This is a genomic window from Polynucleobacter sp. SHI8, from assembly GCF_027944005.1.
In the GTDB taxonomy this organism is placed as follows: Bacteria; Pseudomonadota; Gammaproteobacteria; order Burkholderiales; family Burkholderiaceae; genus Polynucleobacter.
Map to the genome: position 1 here is coordinate 1,132,234 of NZ_AP027204.1, position 19,085 is coordinate 1,151,318.

At 40.0% G+C, this 19,085-nt stretch carries 16 protein-coding genes; 13 read left to right on the top strand and 3 right to left on the bottom strand.

Annotation, left to right across the window (positions count from 1 at the left end):
• Positions 1-8 precede the first annotated feature (8 nt).
• Genes QMN06_RS05730 through QMN06_RS05765 form a run of 8 tightly spaced genes read left to right on the top strand, consistent with a single transcriptional unit; the run spans position 9 to position 7,829 of the window.
• A complete protein-coding gene (locus QMN06_RS05730) occupies positions 9-788 on the top strand; it encodes an enoyl-CoA hydratase-related protein (RefSeq protein WP_281971584.1) in 780 nt (259 codons plus the stop codon).
• A gap of 5 nt (positions 789-793) precedes the next feature.
• A complete protein-coding gene (locus QMN06_RS05735; protein WP_281971585.1) occupies positions 794-2,449 on the top strand; it encodes a class I adenylate-forming enzyme family protein in 1,656 nt (551 codons plus the stop codon).
• A gap of 9 nt (positions 2,450-2,458) precedes the next feature.
• Positions 2,459-3,229, top strand: a complete 771-nt coding sequence (locus tag QMN06_RS05740; protein WP_281971586.1) for an enoyl-CoA hydratase-related protein — start codon at positions 2,459-2,461, stop codon at positions 3,227-3,229.
• Positions 3,229-3,984, top strand: coding sequence for an SDR family oxidoreductase (locus QMN06_RS05745; RefSeq protein ID WP_281971587.1), 756 nt, complete (start codon positions 3,229-3,231; stop codon positions 3,982-3,984). The genes QMN06_RS05740 and QMN06_RS05745 overlap by 1 nt, the downstream gene beginning before the upstream one ends.
• Before the next feature lie 10 nt (positions 3,985-3,994).
• The gene (locus QMN06_RS05750; RefSeq protein WP_281971588.1) at positions 3,995-5,161 is read left to right on the top strand and encodes an acyl-CoA dehydrogenase family protein; all 1,167 of its coding nucleotides are present in this window, start codon (positions 3,995-3,997) and stop codon (positions 5,159-5,161) included.
• 9 nt (positions 5,162-5,170) lie between these two features.
• Positions 5,171-6,046, top strand: coding sequence for a 3-hydroxyacyl-CoA dehydrogenase family protein (locus QMN06_RS05755; RefSeq protein WP_281971589.1), 876 nt, complete (start codon positions 5,171-5,173; stop codon positions 6,044-6,046).
• A 2-nt stretch (positions 6,047-6,048) separates the two neighbouring features.
• Entirely contained in the window at positions 6,049-6,699 is a 651-nt protein-coding gene (locus QMN06_RS05760) for a 3-hydroxyacyl-CoA dehydrogenase family protein (protein ID WP_281971590.1), read from the top strand.
• A 2-nt stretch (positions 6,700-6,701) separates the two neighbouring features.
• Positions 6,702-7,829, top strand: a complete 1,128-nt coding sequence (locus tag QMN06_RS05765; RefSeq protein WP_281971591.1) for a CaiB/BaiF CoA-transferase family protein — start codon at positions 6,702-6,704, stop codon at positions 7,827-7,829.
• Positions 7,830-7,860: 31 nt separating this feature from the next.
• On the opposite strand, the gene QMN06_RS05770 is transcribed toward QMN06_RS05765, so the two are convergent.
• Together QMN06_RS05770 and QMN06_RS05775 are read right to left on the bottom strand one after the other, a co-directional pair.
• Complete coding sequence (locus QMN06_RS05770; RefSeq protein WP_281971592.1) at positions 7,861-9,588, bottom strand: FAD-dependent oxidoreductase; 1,728 nt, start codon at positions 9,586-9,588, stop codon at positions 7,861-7,863.
• 203 nt (positions 9,589-9,791) lie between these two features.
• Complete coding sequence (locus tag QMN06_RS05775) at positions 9,792-10,202, bottom strand: GFA family protein (RefSeq protein WP_281971593.1); 411 nt, start codon at positions 10,200-10,202, stop codon at positions 9,792-9,794.
• 131 nt (positions 10,203-10,333) lie between these two features.
• Between QMN06_RS05775 and QMN06_RS05780 the strand changes: the two genes are divergently transcribed.
• The 4 genes from QMN06_RS05780 to QMN06_RS05795 all read left to right on the top strand — a co-directional run bounded on the left by QMN06_RS05780 (position 10,334) and on the right by QMN06_RS05795 (position 15,910).
• Complete coding sequence (locus QMN06_RS05780) at positions 10,334-11,326, top strand: tripartite tricarboxylate transporter substrate binding protein (protein WP_281971594.1); 993 nt, start codon at positions 10,334-10,336, stop codon at positions 11,324-11,326.
• 98 nt (positions 11,327-11,424) lie between these two features.
• Complete coding sequence (locus QMN06_RS05785) at positions 11,425-13,425, top strand: CoA transferase (protein ID WP_281971595.1); 2,001 nt, start codon at positions 11,425-11,427, stop codon at positions 13,423-13,425.
• The gene (locus QMN06_RS05790; protein ID WP_281971596.1) at positions 13,422-14,615 is read left to right on the top strand and encodes a CaiB/BaiF CoA-transferase family protein; all 1,194 of its coding nucleotides are present in this window, start codon (positions 13,422-13,424) and stop codon (positions 14,613-14,615) included. Before QMN06_RS05785 ends, QMN06_RS05790 begins: the two co-directional genes overlap by 4 nt.
• Positions 14,612-15,910, top strand: a complete 1,299-nt coding sequence (locus QMN06_RS05795) for an MmgE/PrpD family protein (protein ID WP_281971597.1) — start codon at positions 14,612-14,614, stop codon at positions 15,908-15,910. The genes QMN06_RS05790 and QMN06_RS05795 overlap by 4 nt, the downstream gene beginning before the upstream one ends.
• Positions 15,911-16,118: 208 nt before the next feature.
• On the opposite strand, the gene QMN06_RS05800 is transcribed toward QMN06_RS05795, so the two are convergent.
• On the bottom strand, positions 16,119-17,243 hold the full coding sequence (locus QMN06_RS05800; RefSeq protein ID WP_281971599.1) for an aminotransferase class V-fold PLP-dependent enzyme: 1,125 nt from the start codon (positions 17,241-17,243) through the stop codon (positions 16,119-16,121).
• A gap of 160 nt (positions 17,244-17,403) precedes the next feature.
• On the opposite strand from QMN06_RS05800, the gene QMN06_RS05805 reads away from it, so the two are divergent.
• On the top strand, positions 17,404-19,077 hold the full coding sequence (locus QMN06_RS05805; RefSeq protein WP_281971600.1) for a formate--tetrahydrofolate ligase: 1,674 nt from the start codon (positions 17,404-17,406) through the stop codon (positions 19,075-19,077).
• Positions 19,078-19,085 lie beyond the last annotated feature (8 nt).

Sequence of the window (19,085 nt, forward strand, 5' to 3'; positions counted from 1 at the left end):
AGCATCAAGTGACTTACGAAACCATATTGTTTGAAGAAGAAGGGCCAGTTGCTTGGATTACTCTAAATCGTCCTGACGATGGCAATATGTTTACCGAGACAATGTGTCATGAGCTGAGAGACTGTATCAATGAAATACGTCGTGAAACCAGAACTCGAGTAGTCGTATTAACGGGCGCTGGAGATAAGTTTTTTTGTATTGGTGGTAGAAAAGATGGCATGCCAGAAACGAATTTATATGCAGGCGTATTGCCTACTTTGGAGATGTATGAAGCGATTGAGCGTCTTCAAAAACCCGTGATTGCCAGTGTTAATGGCTTTGCTGTTGGTGGGGGTAACGTTCTTCAGGTGGTCTGTGACCTAACCATTGCCAAGGAAAGTGCTATTTTTAGGCAAGTAGGACCGATGATGGGTAGCTTTGATGCAGGCTATGGAACTTGGTATCTTGAAGATTTGATAGGGAAAAAAAGAGCAAAAGAAATGTGGATGCTCAATCCCCGAATTAGCGCTAAAGATGCTTTAGCCATGGGTCTGATTAATCGAGTTGTGCCAGATGATCAACTCAAAGAAGAAACACGCAAAATGGCACTTGAAATTGCGGATAGAGGGCCATTTGCAATTGCATCTATTAAGGCAGCATTCTCAGCGCGTCATGGCGGAGTAAGTGGTTTATCTCGCGTGACGCATGATTTACTCTTGCGCCCATATTTGGATACGGATGAGTCGCATGAACTGAGAGAATCCTTTGCTGAGCGAAGAAAACCTAATTCTGATAAGTTTGGTATTTAATTACGATGATGTTAACTCTTCTTTCTTATCAAAAAGCGCAAGAATATTACGCCGCCGGATATTGGCAAGACGATACTTTGTATTCTTTGCTAGTAAACCATGCAAAAGAAAAAGGCGATTCATTTGCACTGCGCGATGGCTTAAAGCGAATTACTTGGAAGGGTTTATTGCATTGGGTGGACTCGATTAGTGAAGTTCTGCATCAAGCTGGATTGAAGCAGGGTGATCGTGTTGCTATTTGGTTACCATCAAGAGTGGAGGGCGTGGCAACTTTTTTAGCTTGCTCCAGAAATGGTTATGTAGCATGTCCATCCCTTCATCAAAACTATACTGCCAATGAAATCCTAGAGTTTTTGAAACGTAGTCGCGCTGCGGCACTCGTTCTGATGCCGGGTTATGGAGCAAATAAAGATACCGCTCAATTTGCTGCCGAAGCTTTTCAATTATCTGATATGAAGTTAGTATTATCGGTTGAGCCAGTTGCAGATGATTCCGTACAAGATTTTCCGCAGATCAATCAGCAAATAAATACTTCAGTTGACGCTACACATGATCCAGAAGCGATTGTTTATCTTGCGTTTACATCAGGAACAACTGGTACCCCAAAAGGTGTCATGCATTCGAGCAATACCTTGTTGGCGAATGGCAGAGCGATGGTTCAAGATTGGAAGTATCCAGAAAATACAGTGATTTTGAGTTTAAGTCCGATGAGTCATCATATTGGGACTGTAGGACTTGAGCAGTGGATTGTTGGAGCTTATGAATTAGTTCTCAATCATTTGCCAGAAAAAATGTCCATCATTGATTGGATTGTGTATACCAAAGCGACTTATTTGATGGGTGTACCAACGCATGCGATGAATATCTTAGAAGATTTAGCAAAAAAGAATCTAAACACATTAGGTGATGTCAAAATATTCTATATGGCAGGTGTTGTGATTCCGATTGAGGTAGCTCAGGCATTTTTAGATATGGGTATTACGCCACAAAATATTTATGGAATGACCGAGAATGGCTCTCATCAATTCACATCTCCAGGAGATGATGCAAAAACGATTGTTGAAACATGTGGTCGAGCAGCTTATGGTTATCAGACCAAGATTGTTGATCAAAATAACCCAGATATCGATGTTGGAATTGGTGAAGTTGGAGAAATTGCCACAAAGGGTGCGCTCTTAATGCTTGGATATTACAACAACCAAGTCGCAACGGAAGACTCTTTTAATCGAGATGGTTGGTTTTTATCAGGGGACTTAGGCACACTGGATGAAAATAATTGTTTAAGAATTGTTGGACGAAAAAAAGATTTAATTATTCGTGGTGGACACAATATTCATCCAAGCCATATTGAGGAGTTAAGTTATAGACACCAAGCCGTTTTGAAATGTGCTGCATTTAGTGTTCCGGATACAAGACTTGGAGAAAAAGTTGCACTAGGTATTATCTTCAAAGATGGTGTGCCAACCATGACTGGTGAAGAGTTTTTAAATCACCTGTATGTTGCAGGCCTATCTAAATATGATATGCCGGAGTATTTTGGTATTTTTACATCTTTCCCTTTAACAGCTAGCGGCAAAATCTTAAAACGTGAAATTCAAGAACAGTATCAATCTGGGACAATTCAACTAAATTCCGTTCGTTTTATCGAACCTAAAAAATAGAGCTCTATTATGTATCCACATGCGAAGCAAATTGACGACTATTTCATTCTTACTCTAGATCGTCCAGAAGCACTAAACGCTCTTTCTTTTGAAATTATTCAAAAACTTTCCCAATTAATTGATGAAATAGCAACGTCATCTGCTCGAGCTCTGATTATTACTGGAGCAGGAGAAAAAGCATTTTGTGCTGGTGCGGACATTAAAGAATTAATGAATCGGTCACGGATGCAGCAACAACGTGGATCTGAACTAGGGCAACAGGTTTTTTCTAAATTAGAAAATTTACCAATGCCATCTGTTGCATTGATCAATGGCTTTGCCTTTGGTGGTGGTTTAGAGTTGGCGCTAGCGTGTACATTTCGTTTAGCAACGCCGAATGCGAAGATGGGTTTACCTGAAGTTAAATTGGGTTTGATTCCAGGTTATGGGGGAACGCAACGTTTAACAAGAGTGATTGGTCAGACAAAAGCCAATGAAATGATTTTGACAGGTAAGACGATTGATGCTCAAACTGCTCTTCAGTATGGAATCTTGAATCAAATTATTGAAGCAGAAAATGCATTAGAAAAAACCTTTGAATTTTGTAAAACATTTTCATCTTATAGTTTGCCAGTGCTGTCGTTTGCAAGGTCTGCGATTCGAAGAGCGGGTGATGTTACCTTACAAGAAGGGCTTCATCTAGAGTCTAACTTATCGACACTCGCCTATTCATTAGAAGATGCCAATGAGGGTATGAATGCTTTTGTTGAAAAAAGAAAACCTATCTTTAAGGATTTATAATGCAAGGATCAGATAAAAGCAAGAAAGTAATTGCCGTTACTGGAGGAAGTCGAGGAATTGGTGCGGCGATTGTCAAAAAACTGGCAAATGATGGCTGGATTGTCGGTTGTTTATCACGGAAGGGGCAGGGAGTAGAAGATGGTAGTTTGCCTCAAGAGTTACAGAGCCAAGTCATTCATATTGCATGTGATGTCAACTCCGATGAATCTTTAGTAAAAGCATTTACATATTTAGTTGAGCAAACCGGTCGATTAGATGGATTGGTCAATAATGCTGGTATACATGAACAAGAAAAATCACATTTGATGAAAAATGAGATGTGGGATGATGTGATGTCAACGAATGCACGTGCAGTATTCATGAGTTGTCGAGAAGCCTATCCTTTTCTGATACAACAAACTTCTAGTGTCATTATCAATATGGGATCTTTTTTTGACAAGATGGGAGTGAAAAACAATTTAGCCTATTGCGCATCAAAGGCAGCTGTTGGCGCAATTACCAGGTGTCTAGCCGTTGAGTGGGCGAGTAAGGGTGTAAGAGTCATGGATGTTGCTCCAGGTTATATTGCGACCGAACTAAATATTGACGCAATGAATGGTCCCCTTGGTGAGTTTTTGGCAAAGCGTATTCCAAGGAAAACGCCAGGCACTCCAGCAGAAGTTGCGACCGTGGTTGCTGCAATTGTCCAAGACGATATGTCGTTTCTAACAGGTGAAACCATCTATCTAGATGGTGCTCACGCCATCGCACACTAAAGAGAATCCTATGAATATATTAGAAAGACTTGATGAATCGATATTGCTTAATTCTGAAGAAAAGCAATTACTAGATAGTGTGAAGGACATTTGTCGAAATGTCATCGCGCCGAATGCTGCTCAATTTGATGAGTCGAAAGAGTTTCCTTGGGAAAATATCAAAGCTATTAATGAACTTGGTTTAAATGCCATGTTTGTTCCTGAGGCATATGGCGGCGCCTTATTGTCTTACACCGCTTACCTTGCTTGCGTGCGTGAGATTAGTAAAGCCTGTGCTTCGACGGGTATTATTTGGGCAACTAATTTTCATGGTATGAAGCCATTAATTGATTTTGGTAATGAGGAACAGAAATTACGATTGCTTCCCAGAATTGCAGACGGTGGACTAGGATCATTGGCGATTACCGAACCCTCAGCAGGATCAGATGCCACTGGCATGAAATTAAGTTTTACTCCAGATGGCGATGACATTATCGTCAATGGCAGTAAGATCTTTATCTCCAATGGTGACTTTGCTGATTTATATCTTTTATTTGGGAAGTGGTCTGAAATTGAAGGATCTAAAGAAGCCATCAGTGCTCTTGTATTTGAAAAAGGGACTCCAGGATTTTCCGTTCTCGGTATTGAAAAGAAAATGGGACACCGTGCAGCAAGTACAGCAGCGATAGCCTTTGATAATTGTCGCGTACCACGTGCTAATTTATTGATGAACCCTGGTGATGGCTTAAAAATCCTGTTGTCATCACTCAATAAGTCGCGTCCAAGTGTTGCTGCCCATGCTTTAGGAATAGCACGTGCGGCACTTGAGGACGGTGTTGAGTATATTAATCAGCGCAAGCAATCGGGCAAAAAAATTATTGAGTTTCAGGGGATTCAATTTCAATTGGCGGATTTAGCCAGTGAATTATATTTATGTGAAAACCTCATGTGGACCATTGGAAGATTAGTGGATAACGGTGGCAAAGATTTTGGTATTGAAGCCTCGATTCTTAAATACCGAGCTACGGATGCAGCGATGCGAATCACATCTGATGTTGTTGGTTTGTTGGGCGGATATGGGTATTGTCAGGATTATCGGGCTGAACGACTGATGCGAGATGCCAAAATCACCCAAATTTGGGAAGGCACTAATCAAATTCATCGCCAACTAGTTGGTAGGCACTTTATTCAAAAATAAGGAGGTACTGTGAGCTCAATTAAAAAAGTCGGTGTAGTGGGCAGTGGCACTATGGGCTCAGGTATAGCCATTGTGGCTGCTAGAGCTGGATTTGAAACTTACGTATATGATACAAATAGTAAAAATCTTGAAAATTTATCCAAGCAAAGTAAAGATTTTTTTGAAAAATCTGTAGCCCGTGGAAAAATGCAGGTCGAGAATCTTAAGCCTACTCTTCAACGGTTAAAAGCCACTTCAAACATGGCCGATTTAGCAGATTGCGATGTTGTGATCGAGGCTATTTTTGAAGATCTCCAAGTCAAACACGATTTGTTTTCAAAGTTAAATACTATTTGTAAACAAGAAACTATTTTTGCATCTAATACCTCGACAATTTCGATTACAGAAATAGCAGGTGGAAGTGGTCGCGATGATCGCTTTGTTGGTATGCACTTTTGTTTACCAGCACAGTTAATGAAACTAGTAGAAATGTCTCCAGGACTGAATACGAGTGCAGAAAGTTTTAGCGCAGCGTGGAAGTTTTGTATTGATTTAGGGCAATCTCCAGTGAAGACCCAAGATACTCCGGGCTTTATCCTTAATTATTTTTTAATTCCATTCAATAACAATGCAATCCGTATGGTTGAAGCTGGAATTGCAGCACCGGAAGATATTGATAAAGCGATTAAGACAGCATTAGGATATGCCATGGGACCAATGCAGCTTTTGGATCTTGTTGGGATGGATACCCAAAGACTGCTTTGTAATGCAATGCAAAATTTAACCAATGAGCCTGATGCAGCCTGTCCGCCACTAGTCAGAAGAATGATTGCTGCGGGCCATCTTGGTAAAAAATCTGGACGAGGATTTTTTACCTATAAAGATTCAAAAATGTTTGGAGCTTAATCATGTTGAACGTACAAATTATTGATACAGGTCGAAGTCGCTCATTTCCTGATTTGGCGGAGTTTGGCTTAATCTCTGATACGAATGCAGATATCTTACTTATTATCGGACAAGATGTTGAGCAAGCATATAAAGCTATTTCTGATGCGAGTGCATATCAACTCATTTTGTTAGAGCTCGGTGTGGAATGTCTTGGCACACATACAGGTGAATCTCTTGGAGAAGAGGGTTCTCAAGTTTTAGGATTTGCTAGATACAAGATGGGGAGTGATCCCGCGACTAAATTAATTGAATTAGTGAAGCAACCAAAAAGCAATGCTCATTCGCTTGAAACAGCCAAATCATTTTTTGAGTCCTTAGAATTAGTTGTGGCGGTATGTGCCGATACTCCTGGAAGAATTGTTGACCGGTTAATTAGACCTTATTTAAATTCTGTTTTGAGACGTCTTGATGATGGTTTAGCAACTGCTACAGATATGGATAAAACCCTTAAATTAGGATTGGGATATCCTGAAGGTCCACTATCCATGTTGCAAAGAACGGGTCTAGAACATCATGCGCATGTGACTGAAAGTTTGTATCAAGCCTTGGGTAACCCCGGTTTTTTCCCAGCAAGAAGAGCGCTTGTTGCCAAAAAAATTAAATCGAACTAGTGATGAGTTTATCTAAACAGTTACCACTGACCGGTATAAAAGTTTTAGATTTTAGTACTCTATTGCCTGGTCCCGTATGCTCTTTACTTTTGTCTGAGGCAGGGGCAGAAGTGATTAAAGTAGAGCGCCCACAAGGTGGGGACGAAATGCGTAGCTATCATCCAAAAGCAGGGGAAGATAGTGGCAACTTTGTCATACTCAATCGAGGTAAACAAAGTATCGCTGTTGACCTTAAAGACCCTAAGACCATTGCGCAATTAACGCCAATCATTTTAGAGTGTGACATTCTTATTGAGCAATTTAGGCCTGGAGTCATGGCAAGACTTGGCTTAGGCTATGAAACACTTCAAGCGATTAACCCTAAGTTAATTTACTGTTCGATTACAGGGTTTGGGCAAACCGGACCAGATGCGATGCTGGCAGCACATGATTTAAATTACGTTGCGCAGACCGGCATGCTTTCTTTAGTAGTCGATACCAATGGTTATCCATCACTTCCACCAGCATTGATTGCGGATATAGCCGGGGGTGCTTACCCAGCATTTAGTAATATTTTGCTAGCGCTGCGTCAACGGGATATTACTGGTGAAGGATCATATTTGGATATTTCCATGAGTGATAATTTATTTACATTTATGTATTGGGTGATGGCTGAACAGCAGTTAGATGGCAAGTCTCCGAGCGCAGCTTCAAGCCTAGTTACTGGTGGAACGCCAAGATATCAAATCTACAAAACAAAAGACGAGCGTTTTTTAGCGGCGGCCCCATTAGAGGATAAATTTTGGAATAACTTTTGTCATCTCATTCATTTGGAGGATCGATATAGAGATGTTGCTTGCTCGCCCAAAGAGGCATCTGAAGCGATTGCAAATATTATTCAAACGAAGACCGCTCATGAGTGGGAGGTTATTTTTGAAGGACATGACGTATGTTCCGTCATTGTGAAAACATTTGATGAGGCATTACAGTCAAAACATTTTGCAAGTAGGGGAATATTCAAGAAGTTGATCAATCACAATGATGGTCAAATAATGGCTTTACCAATTCCGATTGTGAATCATCTTCGACGTGATGAAGAGTCTTTGGATTACCCAAAACTTGGCGAACATAATAAAACAATACTAGGTTAGTCGTATTGTATTAATTCTTAGATCATCTGCTTCACTGGTCCGGGATTAAAAACTCGGTAATCAGAACAACCAGTTCAACTACGCCTAAAATGATGACCAGAATGAATCCGCCAATACCAAGTGCAAACAGTGGACTTAACCATCCGAGAGAAGCAGGTAGAAGGCTAAATGTGATGATGGCTGCAAGTATGCCAAGTATCATGGCGATGGGCTTACCAAAACGAATGAGACTTCGCAGTACAGGAAAGCGTTCAAGGCCATAACTAACATTCGTACTTACATCTGATGCTTTATCTAAATTTTTAGAATCATCACCGATACGTTTTGGATATTGAATCTCGATGTTTTTACCTTGTAAATGTGCGATACGTTCTGCTGCAATTAAGCCAAAGCTTCCTGATTTAATGAGTCCACCGATATAAACGGAGTCGGTACCACCTTCTAGTCCTCCAGTTGCAGCACCTACAGCAAAAAGACCTGGTATTGGCTTTGATGATTGATCAAGTACTTGAGCATGTTGATCAATGTCGATTCCAGTCATCGTATAAGTGATGCCTGGACAGATTGGTATTGCCATGATTTGGGATGGATTGATCGGCCATGGCTTCATCAGATTAGAGCGTTTAATTGGTAGGTGATCTAAAGAACCGTTTTCTAACGCTTGGTTATATTCTGTAACCGTTTGATTGAGTATTTCGCTTGGAACTGACATCAGTTGAGCAAGTTCTTCAGATGATGAAGCCCTCAAAATAGTTCCGCCAGCACGTTCAAGTAAAGGATTGGCAGGAATACGGGCAGAGGTTCCTGGACCATTCCATATGTCTTGATCAAAAATCGCAAATAATTTTTCAGTTGTTGCTTTTGCTGCTAATTCATTAGCAAGATGCACACCAGATCGACCTTCATCTACAATCCGTCGACCATGAGCGTCAATGACGAGACCTGCTGTAGCAATAGCATCCAGTTCAGGGTAGGGCCAAACAGCTTCATTATGTTTTGCATCACTACATAAAATATGGCCGTAAAAACGATTCCCTGAGTTGTTGACAACCCCACCAGCTTCAAGAACCATGTTGATACCATCACCATAGCCAGTTCTTCCACCTCTTTGAAACACCGATGAAAAATTAGAGCCAATATATTTTTTGTAAAGTTCAGGATTCGTTTGGAAGCCACCATCAGCAATCACAGTATATGGAGCTTTCCAAAGGGTCTCTTGCCCGTCGCATATGCCACGAACACCAATACATTGCCCATCTTGCATCACTAAATTCGTGGCACGAGCACCATATTGAATCTTGCCGCCAAGTTCTGCGAGTGCAAGAACAAGTCGTTTTAACATCAAATCGGGACCACGTTCTTTCCAGTCATTACCAGCACGGAGTGCGCGAGGTGGTGCCATACACCAGCGATAACCCTCTTGGGGATTAAAGCGCATGAATTTTCCACCTTTATCCTGAAGCCATGTGATTAATCTGGCACCATTTTTTGCTAAAGCGGCTGCGAGTTCAGGTTTGGCTTCCCCGCTAGTTATTTTATGAATGAGTTGTTCTAGTTCTTCAGGAGGGCGATAAGGATCATGAAATCCAATATGAACTATTCCTCCAGAGAATCTGGAATTATTGGGGTACTCGACCCCTGTACCTTTTTCTAATAAAAGAGGGCGAAGACCAATTTCTGCAGCACGAACTGCAGTAGTAAGACCGGCAATACCACCGCCGACAATAATTAAATCAAATGATTCATCAGAACTTAGCATAATTTAAAATAGAGAGATGATTGGTTACTCAAGGTCTGATAAAGGCATTGAATCAAATGATTAAACTCTTCATCAGCGAACTGATCAATCTCATGGTCTCCGATATATTTTTTAAAAGTATAGCAAACACTATTTACTTCAAATGCAAATCCATACTTTTTTAAAACCTGAATTCATTATTAAAGGCTGATGAAATAAAGAAATTAAGTTGGTTGTTTTTCGAATGTAGGCAGCTGGTCGATATCAGAAACCCACTCCATGGCAGATTGATGCCAGATTTGTTTTTTGGGAATAATCTCAGCTCTTTGGTTCAATGTTCCAACCCTTAGCCCAAAAATTTCTTGATTCAATTCACTAGTGGCATAAACAGAGGTTCCGCAATTTGGGCAAAACCCTTGTATCCGGCGATTACCGCTTTCAGCAATTTTGAGATAAGTTGCAGGCTCACCCTGTAATAACTTAAATGAATGTTTGATTGCTGGTACCACGGTTCTAAAAGCAGCACCTGTCATTCTTTGACAGTCGGTGCAGTGACAAATAGTAACTTTTTCAAGGTCGATCTCAGCCTCAAATTGAATATTTCCACAGTGACATGACCCATCTACATGCATCATATAAGCTCCTTTTTCATGATGTTATCTGCAGATACATTTTTGTAAAATATTCGTAACCGGCAAATAGAGTTGAAAAATATCTTTTTTGATTGTATACTGATTTAACAAAAAAAATAAAACTAGGTGAGACAATGAAATCTAATAAATTATTAGTATTAACAGGACTATTCTTGTTCGGGCTATTTATTTCAAGTACATTCGTTCGAGCTGAGGACCCGTATCCTAACAAACCAATCAAAATTATTGTAGGTATTACTCCTGGGGCATCCACAGATTTTTTGGCGCGTGAAGTTGCGCGTGGATTAAGTGAGCGTTTAAAAGTTCCAGTCATTGTTGAAAATAAGCCTGGCGCCAACACCATTATTGCGAATAATATTGTTGCTAAATCTCCTCCAGATGGATACACCATTTACTTAACAAATATTGTTAGTGCGATCAATCCTTGGATGTATACCAATATGCCCTATGATTTTAAAAAGGACATGAAAAATATTGTTTTACTTGGAGTGTCTGACAATCTATTTGCTGTCAATGCTAAGTTAGGAATTAATAATGCGGCAGAAATGATTGCTTATGCCAAAAAAAATCCAGGGAAATTTTCTTATGGTTCATCTGGAGTTGGTTCAATCCATAATTTAATGATGGAATTAATTGCAGAAAAGGCACAAATACAAATCAATCATATTCCATACAAAGGTGCTGCCGCCGCTATTTTAGATACTTTAGGTGGAAATATTAATGGCTATTGTGGAACGATTTCATCACAACAAGAATTTGTGAAGAAGGGGGATTTAAAGCCCTTATTTGTTACTTCGGCTAAACGATCGAACTATATGCCGGATGTCCCAACATTGGCAGAAGCTGGTTTGCCACCTGTAGTGGCTGGTTATTGGATGGGTTTATCTGCGCCGGCTGGTACTCCTGATGCAATCATCAATCTTATCAATAAAGAAGTGAATGTGGTGTTGAGTGATCCTGCAAATATTAAAAAATTGAGTATCCAAGCCATTGATCCGATTGGTGGAACACCTGCCGATATGGATCGTTTTTATGACTCTGAATTAAAGTTGTGGAAATCAGCTGTTTCTGCAGCCAAGGTTGAGCCTATTGCTTTGAATAAATAAGTAGAAAATTAAAATAATTTTTTTACCTTTTCGTCTTATTACTATTCAATTAAATCCATTCTGTGATTTATCAGAATAGAATATTTACACTCTAATTAATGATTACTTATAAGCCACTAAAAGGTATTGAGGTTTTAGAGTTTTCTCAGCGGCTTTCTGTTTCTGCTTGTGGATTTTTATTAGCCGAATTAGGTGCACAAGTTACAGTGATTAATGACACAGATGGAAAAATATTCTCATCCCCATTTGAAAAGCGGCTGAAACAGCAGGGCAGAATTTACCTTAATTTACCAAGTACAGATCATCATCTTTTTTTTAAAAAGTTTAGAGTCATCATTACTTCTTTAGGAGATTCTAATGACGAAAAAACGCAGCTGATATATAATTTTTTACCAGATCAAGATGAACATCAAGTCATCTGCTCCATCACAGATCAAGGTATAGGAATTGAAAATTTTTCTACGCCATCGAATGAGATATTTATTCAGGCTTTAAGTGGCCTGATGGCGGTTAGTGGCTTGCCGAATGAGAAGCCAGAGTTTGCAAAAATTCCAATTTCTGAAATGTGTGCCGCAGTAATTTCTTGTTTATCCATATTAACGGCCATTTACTCACCGTCGAAAAAGTTGATTGACTTAAGTCAATTAGAAATCATGGCAGATCAATTAAGGACTCATGTATCTTTATTGACAGACAATAAAAAAGGATCTTTTAGGCTTGGGTGTGGACACCCCCTTTGTAGTCCTTGGGATGCATATCAAGCAAGTGACGGGTGGGTAATTATTTGCGCTTCTTCTGATGGCCATTGGCACGCATTACTGAAGTTAATAAATCTTGAGAATTTACTTGACGATAGTCGATTTATGAACGTGACACTTCGAAGACAACATAAAAAAGAAGTTGATGAAATTGTTACATCATGGACTAGTCAATTAAAAGTTGCGAGTATCACTGAGCAATTACGAACAATTGGGTTGCCAAGTGGTCCAGCGGCTATTCCGCGAGAAGTACCTTTTGATGCCGATTTAATAGAAGCTGGGACTATTCAGCAGGAAGATCAGTTCTCATTTGCGAGAATGCCTATACAAATATCACCTATAGGCCCCTCGACGCCTTATCCGTCGAAGTCTTCTTTCCATGCTTCAACACTGCCTTTAGAGGGCGTTAAAGTGATTGAGTTTACTGCTTACGCTGCAGGACCTATGGCAGGATATTTATTAGCCAGCTTAGGTGCAGAAGTCATTAAGATTGAAGCTCCTCATGGAGAAGAGGGGCGAAAATTTAAGCCTCAATTTGGAGGGGTTAGTGGTTATTTTATTAATTACAATGCGGGCAAAAAATCTATTGCAATTGATTTACAGAGTCTTGAGAATAAAAAGAAACTTTACGACTTAATTGCAACGGCTGATATTGTTTTGCATAATATGCGTCCTGGTGCAATGGATAAATTGGGTTTTGGCGTAGATGAATTACTTACAATTAATCCGCATTTAATTTATTGCTCAATTTCTGGTTATGGGTTAATGGGCCCTAAATTAGGAGCGCTTGATACAGTGATACAAGGTCATCTAGGCCTTACTGGGCTTTTTGGGGATGGTAACCGTCCAATACGTGTTGGTTATTCAATCGCAGATCAACTTTCAGGGCATTTTGCAGCAGCAGGAATGGTTGCTGCTTTAATTCAGCGAAGTCAAATAAGCAGTGGTCAGATTGTTGATATTGCTATGTCAGATTCCATTGCATGGCTTACACAATTAATGTGGAATGACTCATCGATGGAAATAGCTGGTTTTCAAATACAAGCAACTGATGGTTGGATTGTTTCTACAACTAGTGTGCAAGAATATCCGAAAGACCTCAATTGTAAAGATCTCATTGGTTATTTAAAAAAGCAAGAGATACAAGCAGTTCAAATTTTAGAAGTGGATGAGGTCATTATCCAAGAGTCTTTAGTCTGTCGAGGATTTATGTACCAAATTCAAACGCAAAATGATGACATGGCAGATCTAATTTCTCCACCACTGGGTATGCCAGTTTATGAGCCCAAGATCTTACATCCATTAGGAACCCATAATTACTTATTAAATACGCAAAAATGAAAACAAACAACTTACCATTAAGTGGCATCAAAATTGTTGACTTTAGTCGATTACTTCCAGGACCTTGGGCTACGCAAATGTTAGCTGAATTAGGGGCAGAAGTATATAAAGTAGAAGAGCCTGACATTGGCGATCCAAGTCGACATTCTTATCCGAGATATAAACAAAATAGTGTATATTTTCATGCGACTAACGGGAGCAAAAAAAGTATAACCGTTGATTTACGTGAGCCCTCTGGCAAAGAAGTTGCTAAACGTTTAATTGCCAATTGTGATGTCGTAGTGGAGTCGTTTCGACCTGGGTTGATGACAAAATTAGGTTTAGATTATGACGTTGCTAAAGTGATAAACCCTGCGGTTATTTACTGTTCTATATCTGGCTTTGGTAAGACAGGTTCCTTATCCCATATCGCTGGACATGATCTTGTGATTCAGTCGATGACTGGTTTGCTAGGGTGTGCTCCAGATGGTCAAGCAAACGTACCAGGGATGCAGTCTGCTGATTTTGCAGGATCTTTATATTGCGTAATTGCTATTCAAGCAGCTTTAGCTCAACGAGCAAAAACAGGTAAAGGTTGTGATATTGATATATCGATGTATGAATCGCTCTTGAATATGTGTTTAATTCCTTTAAGTACGCCATTTGCAAAATCTGCAGGTTACAGTGGTGACCCCAGAATGGAGTCATTTGGAGGGAATCCAAGATATTCGATCTACAAGTCTAAAGATGGAAGAAGTATTGCCATTACTCTTTTAGAGTTCAAGATTTGGAAGGAGTTCTGTTTAAAAATTGATCGACCTGATTTGATTTTTCAGGATGAAACTCCAGCAGATCGTTTATCCACTCATGGTGAGCGTGGGATTGTATATCGACAAGCTTTACAAGAATACTTCTCACAATTCACGTGGGATGAAATCATGGAGCATATGTTAAAGACAGGTATTGCCATTGCCCCAGTATGTTCGCCGCAAGATGTCATGAATCTAGAGCATGTCAAAGAGCGACGAGCGATTGATTGGCTTGATCACCCGATCGAAGGAAAACTTCCCTACTTGGTCAATCCATTGGCAAGGTCTGGCTTAGCAATTGAGTCTCATCATCCAGCGCCATTACTGGGAGAAAATTCAGAAGAAATTTTAAAAAATATTGGTTATTCAGATGAAGAAATCAAGGAGCTAATGAATAAATGACAAACACACAAAAAATAGCTGAATATGTATTTGCTAACTATTCAAAAAAAATCCCTGATGAAGTTTTAGATTATGGTCGTCTGTGCTTAGCTGATTGGCTGTGTGTTGCCAAAGGTGCCATTGCTGAGAATGCAGCAAGGGTTGTTTATGAAACCACTAAAGAAAATCATGATAGAGGGAAATCTAACTTGTTATTAGGCGGCGTCGCTGATGCCTTAACCGCCGCATTATGTAACGGAACTTTAGCGCATTGCTTAGATTTTGATGATACGCATATTAAGTCGAATACCCATACGAGTGCACCACTCTTTGCCGCCACAATTGCTTTGGGTCAGGAACTTGGATCATCTGAAGAAAACATACTTCGAGCATTTATTACTGGCTACGAAGTATCGACCCGAGTCGGTTATGGCGTAGGTGAAATCATTACTGAAAAAGGTTGGCATTGCACGGGGATATTTGGTGCAATAGGCTCTGCTGCCGCAGCTTGTGTTCTTTATCAACTTGATAAGGCTCAAATCATCAATGCACTCTCAGCAGCAGCCACACAAGCGAGTGGTTTTACGATTTCATTTGGAACAATGGCGAAGCCATTTCATGCTGGAAAAGCGGCGTTTAATGGTTTGATGGCTGCCAGATTAGCGAAACATGGATTTGTTGCTCAGCAAGATATGTTTGCCTTAGATGGTGGATTTATACAAGCGCTTGTTCAAGATCAATCAGCTTCATTAACTGCAGTTAATTTTGATCAGTGGGAAATTTTGAACAATAGCTTTAAACCATATGCGGCATGTCATTTGGTTCATCCAGCAGTTGACACAATCAAGAAACTATTAACTTTTACAGCTATAAAAGACATTCGGTCATTAGAAATCGAAGTAGGGGAGTTGGCTATGCAAGTGACTGGGCAAAAGTCTGGTAAACCAAAATCTCCATTGGAGGGTAAGTTTGATCTGAAGTACTGCGTTGCACTTGCATTAAAAGGTTCTGATTTAATGGTGGGGGATTTCAGTGATCAAGCCATTCATAATCAAGAAACTATTCAATTGACAGATTTGGTGAGCATTAAGCCAAGTATTGAAATGGGTTATACGTCAGCGAGATTACATGCTCAATTAAAAGATGGTCAGAGCAAGTTGGTTGAAGTTGCAATTTCAAAAGGTCATCCAGGAAATCCGATCAACTGGCATGATATGCAAATGAAATTTAATCATTTAGTAAATGATGAGTTATTGTGGACTAATATCAAAAATTTTGGCGAAAAGAAAACATTTACATTATTTTCACCAAATTAAATCCAACCAATAGTTTTCAATAGTTAAATTAGAGGATACTAATAAATAACGATTTCAGTAATCAAAAAACTCTATCAAAGCCCAACTATTTGTCAATATTAAAGAGCAATCTTATTGGTTGATGTCATCATATTTTTATTATGATGACATTATCTTTAATAATGATTTCCCTAAAAGCCGAACAGAGATTGCACTATTTAACAATGTTTCAGAGTTTTTCTAGTGCTTGGGCAAATGATGCTACTGAGCGATCCACATTTTGAAGTTTCTCAAGTCCAAAAAGTCCTAGTCGGAAAGAGCGATAATCAGCACCCTCATCGCATTGCAACGGAACACCTGCGGCAGTTTGTAGGCCTTGCTCAATAAACTTTTTACCAGATTGGATATCTGGATCAGTGGTGTAACTCACAATAACGCAAGGAGCTTGGTAGCCTTCAGCGGCAACTGACGGGTAGTGATGATCCACTAAAACTTTTCTGATTTTTGTGCCAAGTTCTGCTTGTGAGGCCTTTAAACGATCAAATCCTAATGATCTGGTTTCAAGCATTACATCACGCAAGATTCTGAGGGCATCAGTTGGAAGGGTGGTGTGATAAACAAAACTAGTTGTTGCATAAGCCTCGGTAATTTGGGTCCATTTTTTTAGGTCGATTGCATAACTAGAACTTGTTGTTTGCTCCATTTTTTCGCGAGCTAAGGTACTAAGGCAGACCATTGCGCAACACGGTGAACTACTCCAGCCTTTTTGTGGCGCAGTAATTAGGATGTCTACTCCGCAAGCTTTCATATCAACCCACATGGCGCCTGAGGCTACACAGTCAAGAACAAATAAGCCACCAATTGAATGTACCGCATCTCCAACTTGTTTCAAATAGTCATCTGGCAGAATAATCCCTGCTGAGGTTTCCACATGCGGTGCAAATACGACGGCTGGCTTCTCTTTTTTAATGTAAGCCACAACATCATCAATGGGGTGGGGCATAAAAGGAGATTGATTGGTATCACCTAGTCGCTTAGCTTTTAAAACATGTAATTCCCCTGCGAAATGACCCATATCAAAAATCTGAGTCCAGCGGTAACTAAACCAACCGTTTCTGAGGATTAAGCATTTTTCTTGATTTGCAAATTGCCTCGCAACTGCCTCCATTCCAAAAGTTCCACTACCGGGAACAAGAGCACAAGTGTCCGCGTTATAGACTTCTTTTAAAACCATCGTGATATCTTGAACGACTTTTTGGAACTTTTTTGACATATGGTTCAATGAACGGTCGGTATACACTACGGAGTATTCTAATAGTCCGTCTGGATCGACATTTGGGAGTAGGCCTGGCATATGAATTCCTTAAAAGGGGGATCGGATTGCTTGTATTAAAAAATAATTTTAATAATTTAAACACATTTTAGGGATTGATATCGTAAAACCTAGTATTTCTTCTGAGTGAAATTGTTTATATTATTGGATTAATAATTAAATCTAAATAATCTTCTTACCTATGAAAAGTGACATTGAAATTGCTCAAGCAGCAAAAATCCAGGCGATTATTCCTCTGGTTCACGAAAAATTAGGTATACCTGACCAAGATCTTAATCCCTATGGACACTACAAGGCAAAGCTCTCTTTAGAGTATATCAAGTCGCTTGAAGCCAAGTCAGACGGCAAATTAATACTTGTGACCGCTATTTCTCCGACTCCTGCTGGTGAGGGGAAAACGACAACAACGGTTGGATTAGGTGACGCCTTAAACCTTATTGGCAAAAAGACCTTGATTTGTCTGCGTGAGCCATCTTTAGGGCCGGTTTTTGGCATGAAAGGTGGGGCTACTGGAGGTGGAATGGCCCAGGTCATTCCGATGGAAGACATTAATTTACACTTTACTGGGGATTTTCACGCAATAGCTTCTGCGCATAATTTACTCTCAGCCATGATTGATAACCATATTCATCATGGAAATGAACTCCATTTAGATACACGACGCATTACTTGGAGACGTGTGATGGATATGAATGATCGTTCTTTACGCAAAATTTCTATTGGTTTAGGCGGTCCAGGTAACGGTTTTGTGCGTGAAGATGGCTTTGATATTGTGGTTGCTTCTGAAGTCATGGCAATATTTTGTTTGGCGAACGATTTAACTGATCTCAAAAAACGCTTAGGAAAAATCGTAATAGGTTATGACCTAGACAAAAAGCCTGTTTTGGCGAGTGACTTAAAAGCTGAAGGAGCAATGGCTGCTTTATTAAAAGAAGCGTTTGCACCGAACGTTGTGCAAACTCTTGAAGGTAATATAGCATTCGTACACGGTGGGCCATTTGCTAATATTGCTCATGGATGTAACTCAGTGATTGCAACTAAAACTGCGCTCAAGCTAGCTGACTATGTGGTTACTGAAGCAGGCTTTGGCGCAGACCTAGGTGCGGAAAAGTTCATTGATATTAAATGTCGTAAAGCTGGCCTAAAGCCTTCCGCAGTTGTCTTAGTGGCAAAGATTCGAGCCCTTAAATATCATGGCGGAGTAGAGGTCAAAGAGACTTCTCATGAAAACTTAGAGGCCCTTAAAAAAGGTCTCGTTAATCTAGAAAAACATATCTTCAATATTAAAAATCATTACGGCTTACCGTGTGTCGTTGCAATCAACCACCGCACAGAAGATACTGAAGCAGAAGTTAATCTCCTTCGATCAACAGCCGAACAATATGGTGTAGAAGTGATCCTTGCCAAGCATTGGGGTGAGGGTGGACAAGGTGCGGCAGAATTAGCACAGGCAGTCGTCAATTTATCTGAAAGTGAAAACCAATTCCAATATGTATATGAAGACAATATCTCTTTATTAGATAAGATCAAAACAATTGCAACAAAAATCTATGGCGCAGAAAAAGTCACTGCTGATAAAGCGGTACTCGAGCGTCTTACTTATTTTGAAAGTGCTGGATATGCAAACTATCCTGTTTGTATCGCCAAAACGCAATCCTCATTTTCAGGAGATGCAAGTGTTCGGGGAGCGCCGACGGGTCATACACTCAATATTCGTGAAGTACGATTGTCTGCCGGTGCAGAATTTATTGTGGCGATTTGTGGTGACATCATGACCATGCCAGGCTTACCGAAGACTCCTGCAGCAAATGCCATTGGAATTGATGATAACGGTACCATTAAAGGTCTTTTCTAAAAGACCTA